Source organism: Vibrio sp. 10N.247.311.13, from assembly GCF_041467595.1.
Taxonomy (GTDB): Bacteria; Pseudomonadota; Gammaproteobacteria; order Enterobacterales; family Vibrionaceae; genus Vibrio; species Vibrio crassostreae_C.
Genome location: NZ_JBFSUX010000002.1, coordinates 170,032 through 192,840 on the forward strand (window position 1 = coordinate 170,032; position 22,809 = coordinate 192,840).

The 22,809-nt window shown below is 46.2% G+C and carries 1 protein-coding gene; it reads left to right on the forward strand.

The features are described from left to right. The first annotated feature begins 256 nt into the window (after nucleotides 1-256). The gene (locus AB6E52_RS01810; RefSeq protein ID WP_102320517.1) at nucleotides 257-22,747 is read left to right on the forward strand and encodes a retention module-containing protein; all 22,491 of its coding nucleotides are present in this window, start codon (nucleotides 257-259) and stop codon (nucleotides 22,745-22,747) included. Nucleotides 22,748-22,809 lie beyond the last annotated feature (62 nt).

Below are 22,809 nucleotides of genomic sequence, written 5' to 3' on the forward strand. Positions count from 1 at the left end.
CCTTGAAAGAATACTTGGATTTGCGAAAAGATGTCTCTTCGCACAGACATGGCATTTTTTATGGGGAAGACTAGGCTTAAGGGTAAGTAAACTATAAAAAAACAGGTGAAATACTTCTCTCTTTTCAAGCCGATTGGGCATAACAATGGATTGCCATTGATGAGAGCTAAGTATGCGTTCAATTAAAACCTGAAATTGCTATTACAAATAATTTTCACAGCGCTTAAAAATAGTGCTTTGTGACAACGGGGGATGTATGGATATTGAAGTTTCGCGCCAGGTTGCGGTAGTTGAAGCAACGAGTGGAGATGTCGTCGTAGTTAAGCCAGACGGCAGCGCAAGAAAAGTTTCAGTTGGCGATACCATCCGTGAAAATGAGATCGTGATTACGGCCAACAAGTCAGAGCTTGTATTAGGCGTTCAGAATGATTCGATTCCGGTTGCAGAGAATTGCGTCGGTTGTGTTGATGACAACGCTGCATGGGTAGACGCCCCAATAGCCGGTGAGGTTAATTTTGACTTACAGCAAGCGGACGCAGAAACCTTCACCGAAGACGACCTTGCTGCAATTCAAGAAGCCATTTTAGGTGGTGCCGATCCGACCCAAATCTTAGAAGCAACGGCCGCTGGTACTGGACAAGGTTCTGCAAACTCCGGCTTTGTCACTATTGATTACAACTACACCGAAACTCATCCGTCGACATTTTTTGAGACCGCAGGTCTAGCAGAACAAACGGTTGATGAAGACCGAGAAGAGTTCAGAACAATAACCCGTTCATCGGGCGGTCAATCAATCAGTGAAGTGCTCACCGAAGGCTCAATTTCTGGCAATACCTACCCCCAATCTATTACAACTACCGAAACGATTATTGCTGGTAGTTTAGCGCTCTCCCCTGATTCTTTTGTTCCAGAAGCACTGTCTCTCGCTTCGCTACTCACAGAGCTAAACAGTGATATTACTTCAAGTGGTCAACCCGTTATCTTCACCTATGACGCGGCGACGAACTCTATCATTGGTGTTCAAGACACCGATGAAGTATTACGCATCGACATCGATGTTGTTAGTGTTGGAAACAACGCTGAGCTTTCATTGACCACAACGATTTCTCAACCAATTGATCACGTAACGTCTGTTGGTGGCGGTCAGGTTTCCTATACAGGCGATCAAATTAACATCACTTTTGATATTCAAGGTGAAGACACCGCTGGGAACCCGCTAGCAACACCCGTTAACGCACAAGTTTCAGTGTTTGACGGGATAGATCCGTCTGTTGAAAGTGTCAATATCACTAACGTTGAAACTAGCAGCGCGGCAATCGAAGGGACGTTCTCAAATATTGGTAGTGATAACCTTCAATCAGCCGTATTTGATGCAAGTGCACTGGACCAGTTTGATGGGTTGCTCAGTGATAATCAAAACACGCTTGCGAGACTTTCTGATGATGGAACAACGATTACTCTGTCCATCCAAGGTCGAGGTGAGGTTGTTCTCTCTATCTCCCTTGATACCGACGGCACCTATAAATTCGAGCAGTTTAATCCAATAGAACAAGTGGATACCGATTCACTGACGTTCGATTTACCTATAACCATTACCGATTTCGACCAAGATGTTGTAACCAATAACATCAACATTGTTATCTCTGATGGCAATAGCCCAGTCATTACCAATGTTGACAGTATTAGTGTCGATGAAGCAGGCATCATTGGCGGCTCACAAGAGGGCACGGCGGCAGTGTCTGGCAGCGGCAGTATTACCGCGGATATTTTTGAAAGTGACATCATCGACCATTATGAACTTGAACCGGCAGAATTTAATACCGGTGGCAGCTTAGTTTCAAATGGCGAGGCGGTGCTACTCGAGTTGGTTGATGAAACCAACGGTGTAAGAACTTACGAAGGTTATGTTGAGGTCAATGGTTCGAGAATTACGGTCTTTGACGTTAAAGTCGATAGCCCGTCATTGGGGAACTATGAGTTTAATCTTTATGAAGAACTTTCTCATCAAGGCGCTGAAGATGCGCTGCTAACTTTTGCATTTCCAATTTATGCCGTTGATGCGGATGGAGATCGTTCTGCACTATCTGGCGGTTCGAGTACACCAGAAGCCGCAGAGATTCTCGTTAATGTCACAGATGATGTTGTTGAGCTAGTTGATAAAGTTGAGTCAGTCACGGAACCGACTTTAGCGGGCGATACCATTGTTTCGTATAATCTGTTCAACTTCGAAGGCGCTGATGGCTCGATAATTCAATCGTTTAACTATGATGGTGTTGATTACTCACTAGATCAGAGCTTGCTGCCAGATGCTGTTCAAACATTCAGTTTTACTGAGGGTGTTGTAACCATCTCACTAAATGGCGATTTTAGTTTTGAAGTCGCTCATGATATCGACCACTCAAGCAGTGAAACTCTCGTCAAACAGTTCTCGTTTTTAGCTGAAGATGGTGATGGAGACACTGACACTTCATCGCTTGAGCTAAGTATCACTGACGGCCAAGATCCAATCATTGATTTGATCCCGCCTGTTACTCTCTCAGAAACCAACCTTGCTGATGGATCTTCTCCAAGCGGAAGTGCGGTCAGCGCTACCGAGACGGTTACCTTTACTGCAGGCAGTGATGATGTGGCGAGTTTCCGTATTGAACCAGCCGAGTTCAATGTCGGTGGTGCTCTGACGTCCAATGGGTTTACGGTAGAGATTAAAGAAGATTCGGCTAATCCAGGTACTTACATAGGCTTTATTACTGATGGCTTGAACGCTGAAGTTCCTGTATTCACGATTGCTTTCTCTACGAGCACATTGGGTGAATACACCTTTACTCTGCGTGAAGCGTTAGACCATGTAGATGGTTTAGATAAGAACGATCTGAGCTTTGATCTGCCTATTTATGCGGTTGATACGGACGGCGACGATTCATTGGTGTCTCAGCTTAATGTGACTATCGGTGATGATGTTCAAATCATGCAAGACGGTACGTTAGATATCACCGAGCCAAATCTTGCTGACGGTACAATCACAACCAACACCATTGATGTAATGCCAAATCAAAGTGCTGATGGCGCGACGATCACTCGGTTCACTTATGACGGTGTCGTAAACACACTGGATCAAAGTATTTCAGGAGAACAGCAGTTCAGCTTCACAGAAGGCGAACTGTTTATCACCCTTGAAGGTGAAGTGCGCTTTGAGCCTAATCGCGATCTAGACCACTCAGTGAGTGAAGATATCGTGAAGTCGATTGTGGTGACTTCAAGCGACTTCGATAACGATCCGGTGACTTCAACCATTACGCTGACGATCACTGATGGTGATAACCCGACGATTGATGTTATTCCAAGTGTTACGCTTTCTGAAATTAACCTGAGCGATGGCTCTGCTCCAAGTGGCAGCGCGGTAAGCTCGACTCAAACTATTACTTTTACCAATCAAAGTGATGATGTGGTTCGTTTCCGTATTGAGTCAACGGAGTTCAATACTAACGATGATCTTAAATCGAACGGTTTAGCTGTTGAGTTACGTGAAGACCCGGCAGGGTCGGGTGACTACATTGGTTTTACGACCAGTGCGACGAACGTAGAAACTCCAGTATTCACATTAAGCTTTAATTCTGGATCATTAGGTGAATACACGTTCACACTCATCGAAGCGTTGGACCACCAAGATGCCCGTGGCAACAACGACCTCAGTTTTGATTTACCTGTTTACGCGGTAGATAGTGATGGCGATGATTCATTGGTGTCTCCGTTAAACGTCACTATCGGTGATGATGTTCAAATCATGCAAGATAGTACGTTAGATATCGTCGAGCCCAATCTTGCAGATGGTACGGTAACAACTAACACCATTGATGTGATGCCAAATCAGAGTGCTGATGGCGCGACGATCACTCAGTTTACTTATGACGGTCAACTACGAACCCTTGATCAGAATGACAATGGTGAACAGCAATTCAGTTTTACTGAAGGCGAACTATTCATCACGCTTCAAGGCGAAGTGCGCTTTGAGCCCAACCGCAATCTCGACCACACGCTGAACGAAGACATTGTGAAATCAATCGTGGTGACATCTAGTGACTCCGATAACGATGTGCTTACCTCAACCGTCACGCTGACCATTACCGATGGTGATATTCCGACCATTGATAATGTGCCAACTGTGAACTTGTCGGAAACCAATCTGAGTGATGGCTCTGCACCAAGCGGTAGCGCGGTTAGCTCAACTCAAACTATTACTTACACCACTCAAAGTGATGATGTGACCAGCTTCCGTATTGAACCGACTGAGTTCAATTTTGGCGGCACTCTCACATCAAACGGATTAGCTGTCGAGCTGAAAGCTGACCCAACCACACCGGGCGGCTACATCGGTTATGTTACTGATGGTTCGAATGTTGAAACCAATGTGTTCACGATTAGTTTCTCGGATACCAATTTAGGTCAATACACCTTCACCTTACTTGAAGCACTAGACCATGTAGATGGCCTCGCAAATAATAATTTGAGTTTCGACTTACCGGTTTACGCGGTCGATAGCGATGGCGATGACTCGTTGGTGTCTCAACTTAACGTGACCATTGGTGATGATGTTCAAATCATGCAAGGTGGTACGTTAGATATCACTGAACCAAATCTTGCAGACGGCACAGTGACAACCAATACCATCGATGTGATGCCAGAACAAAGTGCCGATGGTGCGACGATCACTCAGTTTACGTATGACGGTCAAGTTCGAACACTGGATCAAACGGACACAGGTGAGCAGCAATTTAGCTTCACAGAGGGTGAGTTGTTCATCACTCTTGAAGGTGAAGTACGCTTCGAACCAAATCGCAATCTAGACCACACGGTTAGCGAAGATATCGTCAAGTCGATAGTGGTGACCTCAAGCGATTTAGATAACGATGTGGTGACGTCAACGGTCACTCTTACCATTACTGACGGTGATATCCCAACCATTGATGCGGTGCCAAGTGTCACTTTCTCTGAAACGAATCTTGCAGATGGTTCTTCACCAAGCGGCAGTGCAGTAAGCCAAACAGAGACGATTACCTTCACCAATCAAAGTGATGATGTTGCGAGTTTCCGTATTGAGCCAACCGAGTTCAATGTGGGCGGTGCACTGAAATCGAATGGATTTGCGGTTGAGATAAAAGAAGATTCGGCTAATCCGGGTACTTACATTGGCTTTATTACCAACGGTTCGGGCGCTGAAATCCCAGTGTTTACGATTGCTTTCTCTACAAGTACTTTGGGTGAATACACCTTTACCTTACTTGAAGCGTTAGACCATGCGGATGGTTTAGATAATAACGATCTGAGCTTCGATCTACCTGTTTATGCGGTTGACACAGACGGCGATGATTCATTGGTTTCGCAACTGAATGTGACCATCGGTGATGATGTTCAAATCATGCAAGACGGTACGTTAGATATCACTGAGCCAAATCTGGCTGATGGTACGATCACAAGCAACACTATTGATGTGATGCCAAATCAGAGTGCGGATGGCGCGACGATCACTCAGTTCACTTATGACGGTCAACTACGAACACTTGATCCGAATGACACTGGTGAACAGCTGTTCAGCTTCACTGAAGGTGAGCTTTATATCACCCTTGAAGGGGAAGTGCGCTTTGAACCTAATCGCGATCTAGACCACTCAGTTAGTGAAGATATCGTGAAGTCGATTGTCGTGACTTCAAGCGATTTTGATAACGACCCGGTGACTTCAACCATTACGCTGACCATTACTGATGGTGACAATCCGACTATTGATGCGGTGCCGAGCGTATCACTTAAAGAAGCGGATCTCGCTGATGGCTCATTGCCAAGTGGTAGTGCGGTTAGCCAAACGGAAACCATCTCATTCACGAATCAAAGCGATGATGTTGAGAAATTCCGTTTAGAGCCTAGTGAGTTTAATAGTGATGACTCATTGAAATCCGATGGTCTGCCAATTGATCTGAAAGAAGATCCTGCAGGCTCAGGTAACTATGTTGGTTTTACAACTAGTGCCTCTAATGTAGAAACACAGATTTTCACATTAAGCTTTAGCGCTGCGACTCTGGGGCAATATACTTTTACGCTGTTGGAGAATATCGACCACGAGGATGGTCGTGGCAATAACGACTTCACGTTCGAACTACCAGTTTACGCGGTTGATACCGACGGTGATGACTCGTTAATGTCACCGCTATCGGTAACGATTACTGATGATGTTCAAGTGATGGTGAGTGGTTCGCTTAGTATCGAAGAGCCTACTGTTGCCGACTTGTCTGCAGGTACGCCAGCGACATCCGTTTTCGATGTATTAACATCCGCAAGTGCCGATGGCGCGAGTGTGACTCAATTTACCTATGACGGCACCGCTTACTCTCTAGACCCGAATGATGCGACCGAGCAAGAGTTTACCTTCACCGAAGGCTCACTGTTTATCACGACTCAAGGGGAAGTCCGCTTTGAGCCAAACCGCGATTTAGACCACTCGGCTGGCGATATCGTTAAGAGCATCGTGGTGACGTCAAGCGATGGCGATGATGACATTCTTACCTCAACAGTAATGCTGACCATTACCGATGGTGATGTTCCGACCATTGATGTCATTCCTCCAATCTCACTATCTGAAACGAACCTAGCCGATGGCTCTGATCCATCTAACTCTGCGGTCAGCGACACCAAAGTCATTCAGTTTACTCATGAGAGTGACGATGTTGAGTCGTTCCGTATCGAGCCAACAGAGTTCAATACTCTAGGTACGTTAACGTCAAACAACTTGGCGGTTCAGCTAAAAGAAGATCCTAACAGTGCTGGTGATTACATCGGTTTTGTTAAAGACGCATCGGATGTTGAAACCAACGTCTTCACTATTAGCTTCTCGGATACCAACTTAGGTCAATACACCTTCACCTTACTTGAAGCGTTAGACCATGTTGATGGCCTTGCAAATAATGATCTGAGCTTTGACCTGCCTGTTTACGCCGTTGATAGCGATGGCGATGATTCTTTGGTTTCTCAGTTAAATGTAACCATCGGTGATGATGTTCAAGGCATGAGCAATGGCATCCTGAATATCGAAGAGCCGACCGTCGCCGATCTGGCCGCAGGGGTGGTGACCACAACTACCATTGATGTGATGCCAGAGCAGAGTGCTGACGGTGCTACCATTACTGAGTTCACTTACGATGGTGGGACTCCACTGACGCTTGACCAAGCTGATACCGGTGAGCAAGAGTTTGTGTTTGCTGAAGGCTCTTTGTTTATCACACTTGAAGGTGAAGTACGCTTCGAACCAAACCGCAATCTAGACCACACGGTTAGCGAAGACATTGTGAAATCGATTGTGGTGACATCCAGCGATGGCGATGTGGACGTCGAGACCGCGACGGTTGTTCTGACCATTACTGATGGTGATATTCCAACCATCGAATCCGTACCAAGCGTGACGCTATCAGAAACACAGCTTGCCGATGGCTCGACACCAAGCGGCAGTGCGGTGAGTCAAACCGAGACTATCTCGTTTACCAACCAAAGTGATGATGTTGAGAAGTTCCGAATCGAACCAACTGAGTTCAATGTGGGTGGTGCGTTAACGTCGAACAACATTGCGGTTGAGCTTAAAGAAGACCCAGCAGACTCAGGCATCTATACCGGCTTTATTGATGACGGTGGAACGGACGTTCCTGTCTTCAGCTTAAGCTTCTCAGGTACCACGTTGGGTGAATACACCTTCACGTTGCTTGAGGCGTTAGACCATGCCGATGGCTTAGATAACAACGAACTGACCTTCGATTTGCCAGTTTATGCGGTGGACTCAGATGGTGATGATTCATTAATGTCGCCGTTGTCGGTGACCATTGGTGATGACGTCCAAATCATGGCGAACGGTACGCTGGATATTACCGAGCCGAATTTAGCTGACGGTACGGTGACGACCAATACGATTGATGTAATGACGGCGCAAAGTGCCGATGGAGCTGTGATTACCCAGTTCACTTATGACGGTGGTACCGCTCAAACTCTAGATCCAACAATCACAGGCGAGCAGAAATTTACGTTCACTGAGGGTGATGTGTTCGTCACCATCGAAGGTAATGTGCGCTTTGAACCGAACCGTGATTTAGACCACGAGAGTGGCGATATCGTTAAATCTCTCGTCTTCACGTCAAGCGATGGCGATGTGGATGTTGAAACAGCCACTGTCACACTGACGATTATTGATGGTGATATCCCAACGATTGAATCGGTGCCAAGCATCGCGCTTGCTGAAGCAGATTTAGCGGATGGCTCGTCACCAATCATGGGGGCCGTGAGTCAAACAGAAACCATCTCATTCACGAATCAAAGCGACGATGTAGAGAAGTTCCGCCTAGAGCCAAGTGAGTTCAACAGTGATGATTCATTGAAATCCGATGGTCTGCCAATTGATCTGAAAGAAGATCCTGCAGGCTCAGGTAACTATGTTGGTTTTACAACTAGTGCCTCTAATGTAGAAACACAGATTTTCACATTAAGCTTTAGCGCTACGACTCTGGGGCAATATACCTTTACGCTGTTGGAGAATATCGACCACGAGGATGGTCGTGGCAATAATGACTTCACGTTTGAGCTACCAGTTTACGCGGTTGATACCGACGGTGACGATTCGTTAATGTCACCGCTATCAGTCACCATTACCGACGATGTACAAGTGATGGCGAGCGGGGCGCTGAATATTGAAGAGCCAACTGTCGCCGACTTGGCTGCAGGTACGCCAACGACATCCGTTTTCGATGTATTAACATCCGCAAGTGCTGATGGCGCGAGTGTGACTCAATTTACCTATGACGGCACCGCTTACTCTCTAGATCCGAATGATGCGACCGAGCAAGAGTTTACCTTCACCGAAGGCTCACTGTTTATTACGACTCAAGGGGAAGTGCGCTTTGAGCCGAACCGCGATTTAGACCACTCAGCAGGCGATATTGTTAAAAATATCGTTGTGACATCAAGCGATGGCGATGATGACGTTCTTACCTCAACAGTGACGCTGACCATTACCGATGGCGATATTCCAACGATTGATAATGTACCAAGTGTTACGCTATCTGAATCCAACCTGAGTGATGGCTCTACTCCAAGCGGCAGTGCGGTCAGTCAAACTGAGACGATTACCTTCACCAACCAAAGTGATGATGTGACGAGTTTCCGTATTGAACCTACTGAGTTCAATATTGGCGGCCTTCTAAAATCGAATGGACTGACGGTTGAGTTGAAAGTCGACCCAAGTACGCCGGGTGGCTACATCGGCTTTGTGACGACGGCGCCTAATGTTGAAACGAACGTGTTCACGATTAGTTTTTCGGATACCAATATCGGTCAATACACCTTCACACTGTTGGAAGCGTTAGATCACGTTGATGGGCTAGGAAATAACAACCTAAGCTTTGACCTGCCGGTTTACGCTGTTGATAAAGATGGTGATGATTCACTGGTGTCTCAACTCAATGTGACTATCGGTGATGATGTCCAAATCATGCAAAACGGCACATTAGATATCGTTGAACCGAATGTTGCTGATTTGGCTGGTGGTACTGTAACGACCAATACCATCGATGTGATGCCAGAACAAAGTGCCGATGGCGCGACGATCACTCAATTTACGTATGATGGTCAAACTCGAACATTGGATCAAACTGACAATGGTGATCAGCAATTTAGCTTCACAGAAGGTGAGTTGTTTATCACTCTTGAAGGTGAAGTGCGTTTTGAGCCAAATCGTAATTTAGACCACACAACGAGCGAAGACATCGTGAAGTCGATTGTGGTGACTTCAAGTGACTTCGATAACGATCCCGTGACAGCAACGGTTACGCTGACGATTACCGATGGTGATATCCCAACCATCGATGCCGTGCCAAGCGTTACTCTATCTGAAACTAACCTTAGCGATGGCTCTAGCCCGAGCGGTAGCGCAGTAAGTCAAACCGAGACGATTACTTTCACTAACCAAAGTGATGATGTGACGAGTTTCCGCATTGAACCAACTGAGTTTAATGTCGGTGGTGTACTGAAATCGAATGGGTTTGCGGTCGAGATAAAAGAAGATTCTGCTAATCCGGGCACTTACATAGGCTTTATTACCAACGGTTCGAGCGCTGAAGTCCCCGTGTTTACCATTAGCTTCTCTTCAGCCACGTTAGGTGAATACACTTTCACTCTACTTGAAGCGCTAGACCATGTTGCTGGCCTAGCGAACAATGATCTGAGCTTTGATCTGCCTGTTTATGCGGTAGACAGTGATGGTGATGATTCACTGGTATCGCAGCTTAATGTAACGATTGATGATGATGTTCAAATCATGCAAGGTGGTGCGCTCAATATTACCGAGCCGACCGTCGCTGATTTAGCGGCAGGTACACCGACCACGGCTACTTTTGATGTCATGCCAAACCAAAGTGCTGACGGCGCGACCATCACTCAGTTCACTTATGATGGCGTCGTAAACACCCTCGATCAAAATATTGCAGGCGAACAGCAGTTTATCTTCGCAGAAGGCAAACTGTACATTACCCTCGAAGGTGAAGTTCGCTTTGAGCCTAATCGAGATCTTGACCATACGGCCGGCGATATTGTTAAGTCGATAGTGGTGACCTCAAGCGATTTCGACAAAGACTCAGTCACGTCAACCGTTACGTTAACGATCACCGATGGTGATATTCCAACCATTGATGTTATTCCAACGGTTAGCTTATCTGAAACGAACCTGACGGATGGTTCAGCCCCAAGTGGCAGTGCGGTAAGTCAAACCGAAACCATCACCTTCACTAATCAAAGTGATGATGTGGTCCGCTTCCGCCTTGAACCAACAGAGTTCAATACCAATGATGCACTCACATCGAATGGTTTAGCTGTTGAATTACGTGAAGATCCGCAAGGGTCGGGCAACTACATCGGATTTACAACCAGCTCGTCGAATGCGGTAACCACAGTATTTACGTTGAGTTTTTCTGGGACAACCTTAGGTGAATACACCTTTACCTTAATCGAAGCCTTGGATCATCAAGATGCACGTGGCAACAACGACCTGAGTTTTGATCTGCCTGTGTATGCGGTGGATAGTGACGGCGACGATTCGTTAGTCTCTCAGCTTGGCGTGACTATTGGTGATGATGTGCAGTTGATGCAAGGCGGCACAATAACCAGTCGTGAGCCTGCTGGAGTCGTCGAAACATCGAATACTCTGGACGTGATGCCAAATCAGAGCGCAGATGGAGCAAAAATCACTTCATTTGTGTTTGATGGAAACAGTGCAGAAAGCCTTGATCTCAATGTGAATGGCGAGCAAGAGTTTGTGTTCACTGAAGGTTCTGTATTTATTACCACAGAAGGTGAGATACGATTCGAGCCTGTGCGAAATCAAGATCACACGAGTGGTGATATTACTAAGACGATTGTTGTTACATCTACTGACCTTGATGGTGATATCGTCTCATCTACCGTGACATTGAAGATTACCGATGGTGATCTTCCAACGATCGATTTGGTCCCTGGAATTACGCTCTCAGAAGTGGATCTCGCTGATGGTTCTTCGCCAACCGGCAATCCAGTGGCGATGACTCAAGTTATTACCTATTCAGAGGGTAGTGACGATGTTAGTTATTTCAGAATTGACCCTGCTCAGTTCAATACTTCGGGGGCTTTGAAGTCGAATGGATTAGAGGTTGAGATTAAAGAGCAGCCAGCGAATTCTGGTAATTACATTGGCTTCGTCAAGGACGGTTCTAACGTCGAAACCAACGTCTTCACGATCAGTTTCTCGACAACCAATCTAGGGCAATATACGTTCACACTGCTTGAAGCGTTAGACCATACAGATGGATTACAAAACAATACTCTAAGTTTCGATGTCCCTGTTTTAGCGGTTGATACCGATGGTGATGATTCTGCAATGTCGCCAATGACCGTGGTGATCACCGATGATGTACAAGGCGTTCAAGATGGGGCGTTAAGTATCACTGAGCCTTCACTTGCTGATATAGCAGCAGGTACGCCAACCACGCCAACAATCGACGTTATGCCGACACAGAGTGCTGATGGCGCGAAAGTGACTCAGTTTATCTACGATGGTGGCACGGCTGTTACGTTAGACCCAACTGTGTCTACAGAACAAGTTTTTACCGTAACCGATGGCTTACTGTACATCACGATTGAAGGTGAGGTGCGCTTTGAACCAAGTAGAAATCTAGACCATTCATCTGGCGATATCGTGAGAACGATAGTCGTGACGACCAGTGATTTTGATAACGATACCGATACCGCGGATGTCACGTTGACGATCAAAGACGGAATTGATCCGGTTATCGATGTAGTGCCAGATATTAACCTATCGGAAGTTGGTCTTGCTGATGGCTCTATGCCGAGTGGTTCAGCGGTTAGCTCGACACAAACGATCACTTATACCGTGGGTAGTGATGATTTAAGCCACTTTAGAATTGCAACCAACGAGTTCAATCCTGGCGACCTACTCAAATCAAATGGTCTTGTTGTTCAGTTAAAAGAAGATCCTGCTTCACCTGGCGACTACATCGGGTTTACTGATGACGGGGCCGGTAACGTAACTAATGTATTCACCATTGATTTTGATAGCGTTAATAAAGGGCAGTTCACCTTCACTTTGATTGAGGCGTTAGATCACCTTGATGGTGATCTTAATAACAGCCTCAACTTCAACCTGCCTGTTTACGCCGTTGATACCGATGGTGATGATTCGGTTAAACGCGATGTCATGGTAACGATACAAGATGACATTCAACAGATGCAAGATGGCACGTTAAGCATCACAGAGCCAAATACTGGCACACCAACCACTGCTACTGTTGATGTAATGCCTACACCAAGTGCTGATGGGGCGACCATTACTCAGTTTACTTTTGGTGGCGGTTCAGCGATCACCTTGGATCAAACTAACAATGGCGAGCAAGAGTTTACCTTCACTGAAGGCTCACTGTTTGTCACGCTAAGCGGTGATGTAAGGTTCGAACCAAACCGAAATCTAGATCATTCTGCGGGCGACATTGTTAAGTCGATTGTGTTTACGTCTTCTGACTTTGATAAAGATACCTTTTCATCAACAGTCACGCTTACGATTGTTGATGGCGATGGACCAACAATCAACGTTGTGCCAAGTGTCAGCTTGTCGGAAAGCTTACTTGCGGATGGTTCGACACCTAGCGGAACGCCTGTCAGTGTGACTCAGACTATCACCTCGCTAGCGAGCAGTGATGACATTGGAAAAATAGTCGTTGAAGCTGGGCTGTTCAATACCAACGGCGTGTTGAAGTCTGATGGCCTTGAATTGAGTTTACGTGAGGAGCCTGCGGGTTCTGGCGACTACATTGCGTTTACGACGGATGGTTCGGGTGGTGAGAAAATCATATTCACCCTAGATTTTGATGATACTAATCCTAGCCAGTATACCTTTACGCTGCTTGAGCGTTTGGATCACGTTGATGGCTTAGGAAGCAACGATCTGAGTTTTGATCTTTCTGTTTACGCGCAAGACACCGATGGCGATATTTCAGCGTCTAAACCGCTTTCAGTAACCATCACCGATGATGTCCAGTTAATGAAGTCTGGTGCGCTTAGCATCACTGAACCAAGCACGGGCACACCTACCACAACGACATTTGATGTGATGCCTGCGCAAAGTGCTGATGGCGCCACCATAACCAAATTTACTTATGGTAGTCAGCCTGAAGAGTCTCTGGTGCAAACCAACACTGGTGAGCAAGAGTTTGTATTTACGGAAGGTTCGTTGTTTATCACGCTTGAAGGTGATGTGCGCTTTGAGCCTAATCGAAACCTGAATCATTCTGGTGGTGATATCGTTAAGACGATTACCGTGACATCAGAAGATAAAGACGGTGATATTGTTACTTCGACCGTGACATTGACGATTTCAGATGGTGCTCCACCGGTAATTGATACTGTACCAACGGTTGCATTGGAAGAAGCGAATCTCGTGGATGGTTCATCTCCGAGCTTACCTGTGAGCCAAACTGAAACCATTGCTTTCACAGCGGGAAGTGATGATGTGAGCTATTTCCGTATTGATACCACTCAGTTCAACACGTCTGGTGATTTGAAATCGGATGGCCTAGTGGTTCAGCTTAAAGAAGATCCAGCCAACAGCGGAACCTATATTGGTTTCGTTGAGAGTGGGGGTGTTCAAACGGATATCTTTACCATCACTTTTAATAGTGTAGTGCTAGGCGAATACACCTTCACTTTGTTGGAAGAGCTCGATCATCTGCCTGTGCAAGGCAACAACGATCAAGTATTCACTCTGCCAGTGATCGCGGTCGACCAAGACAATACCGACTCTGTGATGAAACCTTTGACCGTTACTATCACCGATGATGTGCCTGTCATTACCGATACGACAGCGACCAGCACATTTGTGGTTGATGAAGATGATCTCGGCTCTGCGATTTCTCAAGCAACAGGTGCATTTGTTACCACAGAAGGTGCAGACCAAGTAGAGGTTTACGAACTGCGTAATATCTCTGCGCTTGAAGCGACATTGACCTCTGGAACTGAAGCGATTTCTATTACAGAAGTCACAGGTGCCGCCAACACAACGACCTATCAAGGTACGACGACAAGTGGAACTCCTATCTTCACGCTCGCGCTAGCGAATGACGGCTCTTATACGTTTACGTTGCTAGGTCCTCTAAACCATCCAACAAGCCCGAATTCCAATACCTTAACGATTCCATTTGATGTCGTTGCGGTTGATGGTGACGGCGATGATTCTAACCAATATGTATTGCCAATCGAGGTGCTAGACGATGCGCCAGTAATGAGTGCGCCGACGGGTGAAACGGTTGTCGATGAAGACGATCTTACTGGTATTGGTTCCGATCAATCTGAAGACACCATTATTAATGGCCTGTTCACTGTCGATGAAGGCGCGGATGGTGTTGTGAAGTATGAACTGGTTGATGAAGATTTGGTTCTGACTGGCTTAACCTCCAACGGAGAAAGTTTAGAGTGGCTTGCTGTTTCACAAAGCGGCACAACATTTACTTACGTTGCTCAAACAGCAACGAGTAATGAAGCTGTGTTTGAGATTATTTTCGATACCTCGGATAACAGCTATCAGTTTGAATTGTTTAAACCACTTAAGCACCCTGATGGCGCGAATGAAAACGCAATTGACCTTAACTTTTCTGTTGTTGCAGAAGATTTTGATCAAGACCAATCAAACGCGATCGATTTGAAAATCACGGTGACTGATGATGTTCCATTGGTGACAACTCAATCGATCACACGAATTGAAGGCCAGGGCTATGGTAATTCCAAAGTTGACATGTTTGCTAATGCGACGGATGTCGGCGCGGATGGCGCGGTACTGAGTCGAATTGAGGGCATTACCAGTAATGGTGCAGATATTGTTTTCCGTACAGGAAACAGCGGGCCGTACAGCAGCAGTTTCGATTTAAATAGCGGTAGTCAACAAGTACGAGTGTACGAACAAACCGACGATGGTAGTGGTGGCGTGGACACCCGTGAGCTAGGGCGTTTGCGTATCAACTCAAATGGCGAGGTTGAATTTAGAGCTAACGGATATCTCGATCATGACGGCCTAGACACCATCGATTTTTCGATTAATGTGATTGCGACGGATGGCGATTTAGATACCTCTGAAACACCGTTAGATATAACGATTACTGATAGGGACTCTACAAGAATCGCTCTGAAAGTGACGACCTTCGAGGATGCGGGTAGAGACTCAACCATACCTTATGCAACAGGCGATGAGCCGGCTCTTGAGAATATTCAAGATAACCAAAATAGTTTGCCTAATGCGCCAGCTCAAGTTGCGCTGCAAGTTAGTCTGTATGACCAAGATAACGCTGAATCTATTGGCCAGTTGACGATTAAAAGCCCGAACGGAGGTGATAGTCATCAAGGTACTTTTTATTACTTTGATGGTGCTGACTACATTGAATTAGTGCCTGAGTCAAATGGGAGCATTATATTTGGTCCTCCTCAACTCGAACAAAGCTTTGCTCCAAATCCGAATGAGCCAAGACAAACTATTGCGACGATAGACAACTTGTTCTTTGTTCCGGACCAACACGCTAGTTCGGATGAAACTGGTGGGCGCGTTCGTTATGAGCTAGAAATTGAGAAAAATGGCAATACGGATCACACCATCAACTCAAACTTCAGAATCGAGATTGAAGCGGTGGCTGATATAGCGACTTGGGATGATTCCAACAGCACTTATCATTATCAAGTGAACGAAGATGAAGACAACGTTACTTTGCAGCTGAACGCAGAGTCGCAAGATAACAGTAATACTGAGACGATTACCTATGAACTTGAGGCTGTTCAAGGTGATGGGAAGTTCGAGCTGCTTGATAAGAACGGCAATGTGCTTACGCTGACGACGGATGGTGTATATGAAATAGCGGCAGAAGACATTAACAGCACCGTAGTTAACCCGATCGATAACTTCTCTGGTCAGATTGAATTCAAAGCAATAGCGGTTACAAAGGAAACACTGAACCCTTATGAAGATACCGCCAATGGCGGAGCAAATGATAAAACTCAAGCTCGTTCTGTAGAGCAAAACATCATTATTGATGTCACTGCTGACGCCGACCCTGGAAAACTCAGTGTGAGCCGCATTAGGATCAACGAAGACAACATTGATGATCCTGATTATCTAGGTCCTCTTGATAATAAGGACGCATTCACGTTAGACGAAGTTATCACCATGACGGGATCCGTTGATACTGATGGATCTGAAGAACTCTTCGTTCGTATTAACAATATTACTGAAGGCGCGGTGCTTAGTAGTACTGATAGCAATGTAACCATCAACACCGTGACTATCAATGGCATCGTTTACCAAGAGATTGCTTATGCTGACTTAGCGAAAATTGAAGTTACTCCGACTAAACACAGCAATGTTGATTTTACCTTTGACGTAACCGGTGTGGTTAAAGATACCGCGAACCTATCTACAGGGGCGCAAGTTGATGAAGAAATCCTAGGAACTAAAACGGTTAACGTTGAGGTTAAAGGTGTTGCAGATATTCCTTATGGCGGTACAAACGGTACGGCTTGGACAGCAATCACCGATGGCACAACATCTGGTGTTCAAACCACGATCCAAGAGAGCCAGAATGGAGACAACTATGCCGAGCTTGATTTCACCGTGTTGTCGGGAGAGAGAAGACCTGATCCTGCAGCAGTAGATCAAACCCCATTACCTGACGATGGTTCAGAATCCATAACCGTTATCCTCTCGGGTATTCCTGATGGCGTTATTCTGGAAGACGGTGACGGTACCATTATTGACCTTAACTTTGTCGGTTACGAAACCGGTCCGGGTGGTAGCCCTGATCTGTCTAAACCTATCTACGAAGCGAACATCACTGACGCAGGTAAAACCTCAGGAATCCGCATCAGACCTGTCGATTCTTCAACAGAGAACATTCACATTCAGGGTAAAGTGATCGTGACTGAGAATGACGGTCATACGCTTACGTTTGACCAAGAAGTGCGAGTGTTAGTCGAACCTAGAATCGATACCTCAGCGACGTACAGCACAGTCACTAATGGCGATGAAGATACGGCGATCAGTATTGATTGGCACCCAGAGGGTACTGATTATATTGATGATGATGAGCATTTCACTTCTATTGTGATCAGTGCCATTCCGACAGATGTTGAAAGTGTTGTGGTTAATGGCGATGTAACTTGGGTTTACGATGCTTCAGCAGGCACTTTAACCATTACGCCGAAGAGTGGACAGACGGCAGAAGAGTTTACTCAAATTGCACTGAACAATAATTTTATTCAGATCACACCTGAACAAGACTCGAGCACCGACTTTACGCTTAATACGGTTGTCATGATCGAAGAGCGAGATCATGAGTATGTTGATGCGACTGATCCTGGTCAGGGCATCGCTATCGCGACAATCACGGGCTCGATTGATGTTATCGTACGTCCAGTCGTTGAGCCGAAAGACGCTAGCAACAAGCTTATCGTCGATGATGTGCTGGGTACTGGAGCACTAGCAACCGTAGTTGCTGATGCAAACACTGGCGTGCTTAAGTTCACAACCAACAGCGATAATACATCGGTTACGGATGAGTTCGTCATTCGATATCAAGAAACAGATGCTTCGTCCGCTATCGAAGAAGTTGACCAGTTAGTTATTGAATTAACAAACGTGGACGGTTCGGAGCTATCAGATGCTGTACTCAATCAACTGCTCGTTATTGGCGCTGCTTATGAAGGCAATGGGCGCTGGGTTGTAACGAATGAAGACATATTTAGCATCAGTGCACCGAACGGCCTTGTTCTTCCTTCAGGAAACAGCGGGGCAGGAGGGTTCAATGACATCAAGATGGATATCTTTAGCACGGTAATAGACCGAGGTGATGGTGCTGAGGTTGAGTCATCTACGGCCGCTCGTAGGGACGGAGAAGTCACTCTGTCATTCCCTCAAGTGGTGGCTGGGAGTACTAAGGTTGCAGCCGATATTGATATAACACCAGACAGTGTTGTTGATGCGATTGAGGACACCCAGTTAGATCTAGGTACGGCATTGAATGGTTTAATTACTTTCTCGGGCGAAGATGACTCAACTGATCAAGTGACCATCATTATTGATGACAGTGTGACCATTAATCCAGGAGCGGTGAACGAAGTCACCTTACCAATTAGTTTATCGGGAAGCAGCGACCTAGACTTTGTTAATGGCAAATATGTATTCCAGACTACCGTCGATCAAGGGGTCTCGACCGACCTCTCTGGACTACTGCTTAACTTACCAGCCGACTACTCCGGCGACTTTAGGTTGCCGTTGACGATAGTAACTAAAGACGTATTGTCGGGGGATGAGAAAACTCTAGTGACAGAAGTAGTCATTAAAGTTGCTCCTGATGTTGAAGGTAACCCAGATATTGACGTTACTGTCGTTGGTTCGCTTGACGATTCGTTTAACCCTGTCGATACCGACGGTCAAGCAGGGCAAGATCCAGTCGGCTACGAAGATACCTATATCCAACTTGATTTCAGCTCGACCATTGATGACCAAGTAAGCGGAGTTGAAGGTGGTGACGAAAAATTCACCTCTATCACACTGACGTTAAATGACACGAGTGTTGGGGCTTTCTATACCAGCGCAGGGGTATCGCTTGGCACATCGGTGACCTTTAATGAAGCTGAGATTAATGCAGGCGCGTTGGATAATGTACTATTCCGACCGGCGTTAAATTACCCAACAGATAATGACGTAAATCAGGTGCAAGTGAATGTCAGCGGGACGATTACCGATACTGCTACATACAATGATGCAGCTTCGCCAACTGGCAGCGCGACTGATACCGATACTTTCTCTACCAATGTCAGTTTTGAAGTCGTTCCTGTGGTGGATGACGTGTCTGTCACTGGCCCGGGTAGCGATCCTGATGTTATCGAGATTACGGGTACTGAGGACCAGTTGATTTCTTTGTCGGGCACTGGGCCTGTATCGATTGCACTGACTGACCTTGATGGCTCAGAACAGTTTGTGTCGATTAAGTTTACAGATGTACCTGATGGCTTCCAGATGCGTGCAGATGCTGGTTCGGCATACACGGTGAAGAATAATGGTGGTGGTGAGTGGAGTGTTCAACTACCTCAAGCATCAGGGTTATCGTTCGACTTGAGTGAGATTTCGATTTTACCGCCTAAGGACTTCAGTGGTACGGCTGAATTTGGTGTTGCCGTATTTACTCAAGAATCTTTGTTGGGTGTGCCTACTGCAGCATCAAATCTGCCAAGCTTTAAGCTGCATGTGGTACCTGTGGGTGATGATGTTGATACTAATCCAACAGATTCTGTGACAGGTAACGAAGGTCAAAACATTGATATCGAAATCAATGCGACGATTTTGGATAAAGAGCTATCTGCAACGGGCAACGGCACTTATACCGAGAATGCACCAGAGACACTTCGAGTAGAAGTTGCGGGCGTTCCTCAAGATGCCTCTATCTATTATCCAGACGGCACAACCTTGGCTAGTTATGATCCAGTTACGCAGCTTTGGACACTTGATGTTCCTGCACAGTCGCTCGATAAGATCGTATTCAATTCAGGTGAACACAATAGCGATACGGGTAATGTATTAGGCATTAATGGCCCGCTGCAGATTACCGTTCGCTCTGTGGATACTGACGCTGATAACACCGAATATTTGGGGACGCCAACCAGCTTCGATGTTGATCTGGTGATTGATCCTATTAACGATCAACCGATCTTTGTGAACGTAACGAATATTGAAACATCGGAAGACATTAGTGTTGCTATCGACAACTTTAGTATCTACGACGTTGATGCTAACTTTGATAATCCAGACGCTCCGTATGTTCTTACGTTGCAAGTCGATCAAACACTTCCGGGAGCGCAAGGTGTGTTTGAGTTTACGAGCTCACCTGACGTGACGTTTGTATTGCAACCTGGTGGCTCATTGGTGATTACCGGTAAAGAAGCCGACATCAATACCGCATTGACCAATGGAGCAGTGACGTTCAAACCCGATCCAGACCAGAATTACCTCAACCAGAGTGGTTTAGTCACGATCAATGCAACGCTCGATGATGGTGGTAATAACGGCTTGATTGACGCGGGTGATCCGAATACGGCTCAAACTAATCAAACTACGTTCACCATTAAGGTGACGGAAGTGAACGATGCGCCTGTCGCGACAGATGTTGATTTAGGTTCGATTGCCGAGGAAGGCCAGCTTGTTATCGTTGAAGGTGACTTAATTGCAGCAAGCTCTGACCCAGAAAACCACAACTTAACAGTAACTGGTGTAACTCTGACTCAGGGACAAGGCCAACTAACCCGCTTTGAAAATGCAGGTGGCGCCGATGACGCGGCGATTACCGGACCATTCTGGCTATTTGTAGCGGACAACGACTTTAACGGTGACGTTAAGTTCACTTATACCGTAGAAGACGATGGTACAACTAACGGCGTAAATGATTTCTTAACGGATACCGCTGAAATAAGCGTTGCGGTAACGGAAGTGAATGATCAGCCAGTGGCAACGGACATCGACTTGGGCACCATCCTTGAAGAAGGTCAGTTGATCATCAAAGAGGGCGATTTAATTGCTGCGACGAGCGATCCGGAAAACGACACGATTACCGTGACTAATCTGGCGCTCGATGAAGGCCAAGGTCAACTACAACGCTTCGAGAACGTAGGTGGTGCTGATGATGCTACGATCACTGGCCCATACTGGGTATTTACGGCAGCTGATGAATACAACGGCAACGTTAAGTTTACCTATACCGTAGAGGATGATGGTACAACCAACGGCGCTAATGACTTCCTAACGGATACAGCGGAGATCACCGCGATTGTCGATGGAGTGAACGATACACCGGTCGTTAATGGTGACAGTGTCACTACGGTTATTGACGAGGATGCTGGTCAACTGTTGAGTGGTATCAATGTCAGTGACCCTGATTATGTAGATACATTTTCTGATGATCTGATGACCGTCACGCTGACGGTGGATTACGGTACATTGAATGTATCACTTCCAGCAGTGACGACGGTTGTTGTTAACGGCAACAACACGGGTTCAGTCATCTTAGTGGGGACATTGAGTGACCTGAATGCGTTGATTGATACGCCAACCAGTCCAAATGGTGTTTTCCTTGATGCGAGCCTGTCTCCAACCAATAGCATTGGATTAGAAGTTGTTGCCAAAGACAGCGGCAACCCTTCAGGTATTGCGATAGAGACAGCACCTGTGGTTTACAACATCGCGGTGACGCCAGTGGCGAATGCACCAACCCTGTCTATCGATAGTGCGACTAACTACGTGAGAAACATTACTGCGAGTCAGTCTGTGAGTGCGAGTGGCATTCCTTTAGTTGGGATTATCGCAGCCTTAACGGACATTACAGAAGAGCTAACGCTGCATATCAGTGATGTACCTGCTGGCGCTCAAATCACCAGTGCTGCGGGTTCTGTGACGGATCTTGGCGGTGGTGTTTGGGTAGCAACGGCAGATGCAATTGAAAGCTTGCAAGCGGTTGGGCTTTCTCAAACTCCAGGTAACTACACACTGAAAGTCGAGGCGGTTTCTGAAGAGACTGACAACAACGATACAGCAACCTCTGCATCGATTGACCTTAACTTGAACATTGTGTCTAACGCAGTTGATATTAACTTGGCTTCGGAAACCGATGATGTTCAGTTACTGGCTGGTGCTAATGCGACTGACTTAACGGGTGGTTCAGGGAATGATCGACTTGAAGGTGGCGCAGGTGACGATACGCTTGTTGGCGGTGACGGTAACGACACCCTGATTGGCGGCGGAGGCTCAGACATTCTGACTGGTGGTGATGGTATGGACTCGTTCGTATGGCTTAACATCGAAGATGGTGTTGAAGATACGATTACCGACTTTGATTTGTCGGAAGGGGACAGCATTGACTTGAGAGAAGTGTTGCCGGAGCTTAAAAATACATCTCCAGACATGACCGCGTTGCTACAACAAATAGACGCGAAAGTGGACGGGGATGATATTGAGCTTACGATCAACCCGGATGGCTTAGGTACTACGGAACAGGTGATTGTGGTTGAAGACCTTGCGCCACAGCTAACCTTAAGTAGCACCATGCCTTCGGACATTCTGGATGCATTGGTACAGCAGAATGTGATAACTCACGGTTAAAGCGAACCATTGAACCATAACGAAAGAGGCCAGCATTGCTGGCCTCTTTTTTGTTACGGTAT

What these genes read in the sequence shown, in the direction of transcription:
- AB6E52_RS01810 (WP_102320517.1), top strand. Translation starts at nt 257, where the DNA reads ATGGATATTGAAGTTTCGCGCCAGGTTGCGGTAGTTGAAGCAACGAGT.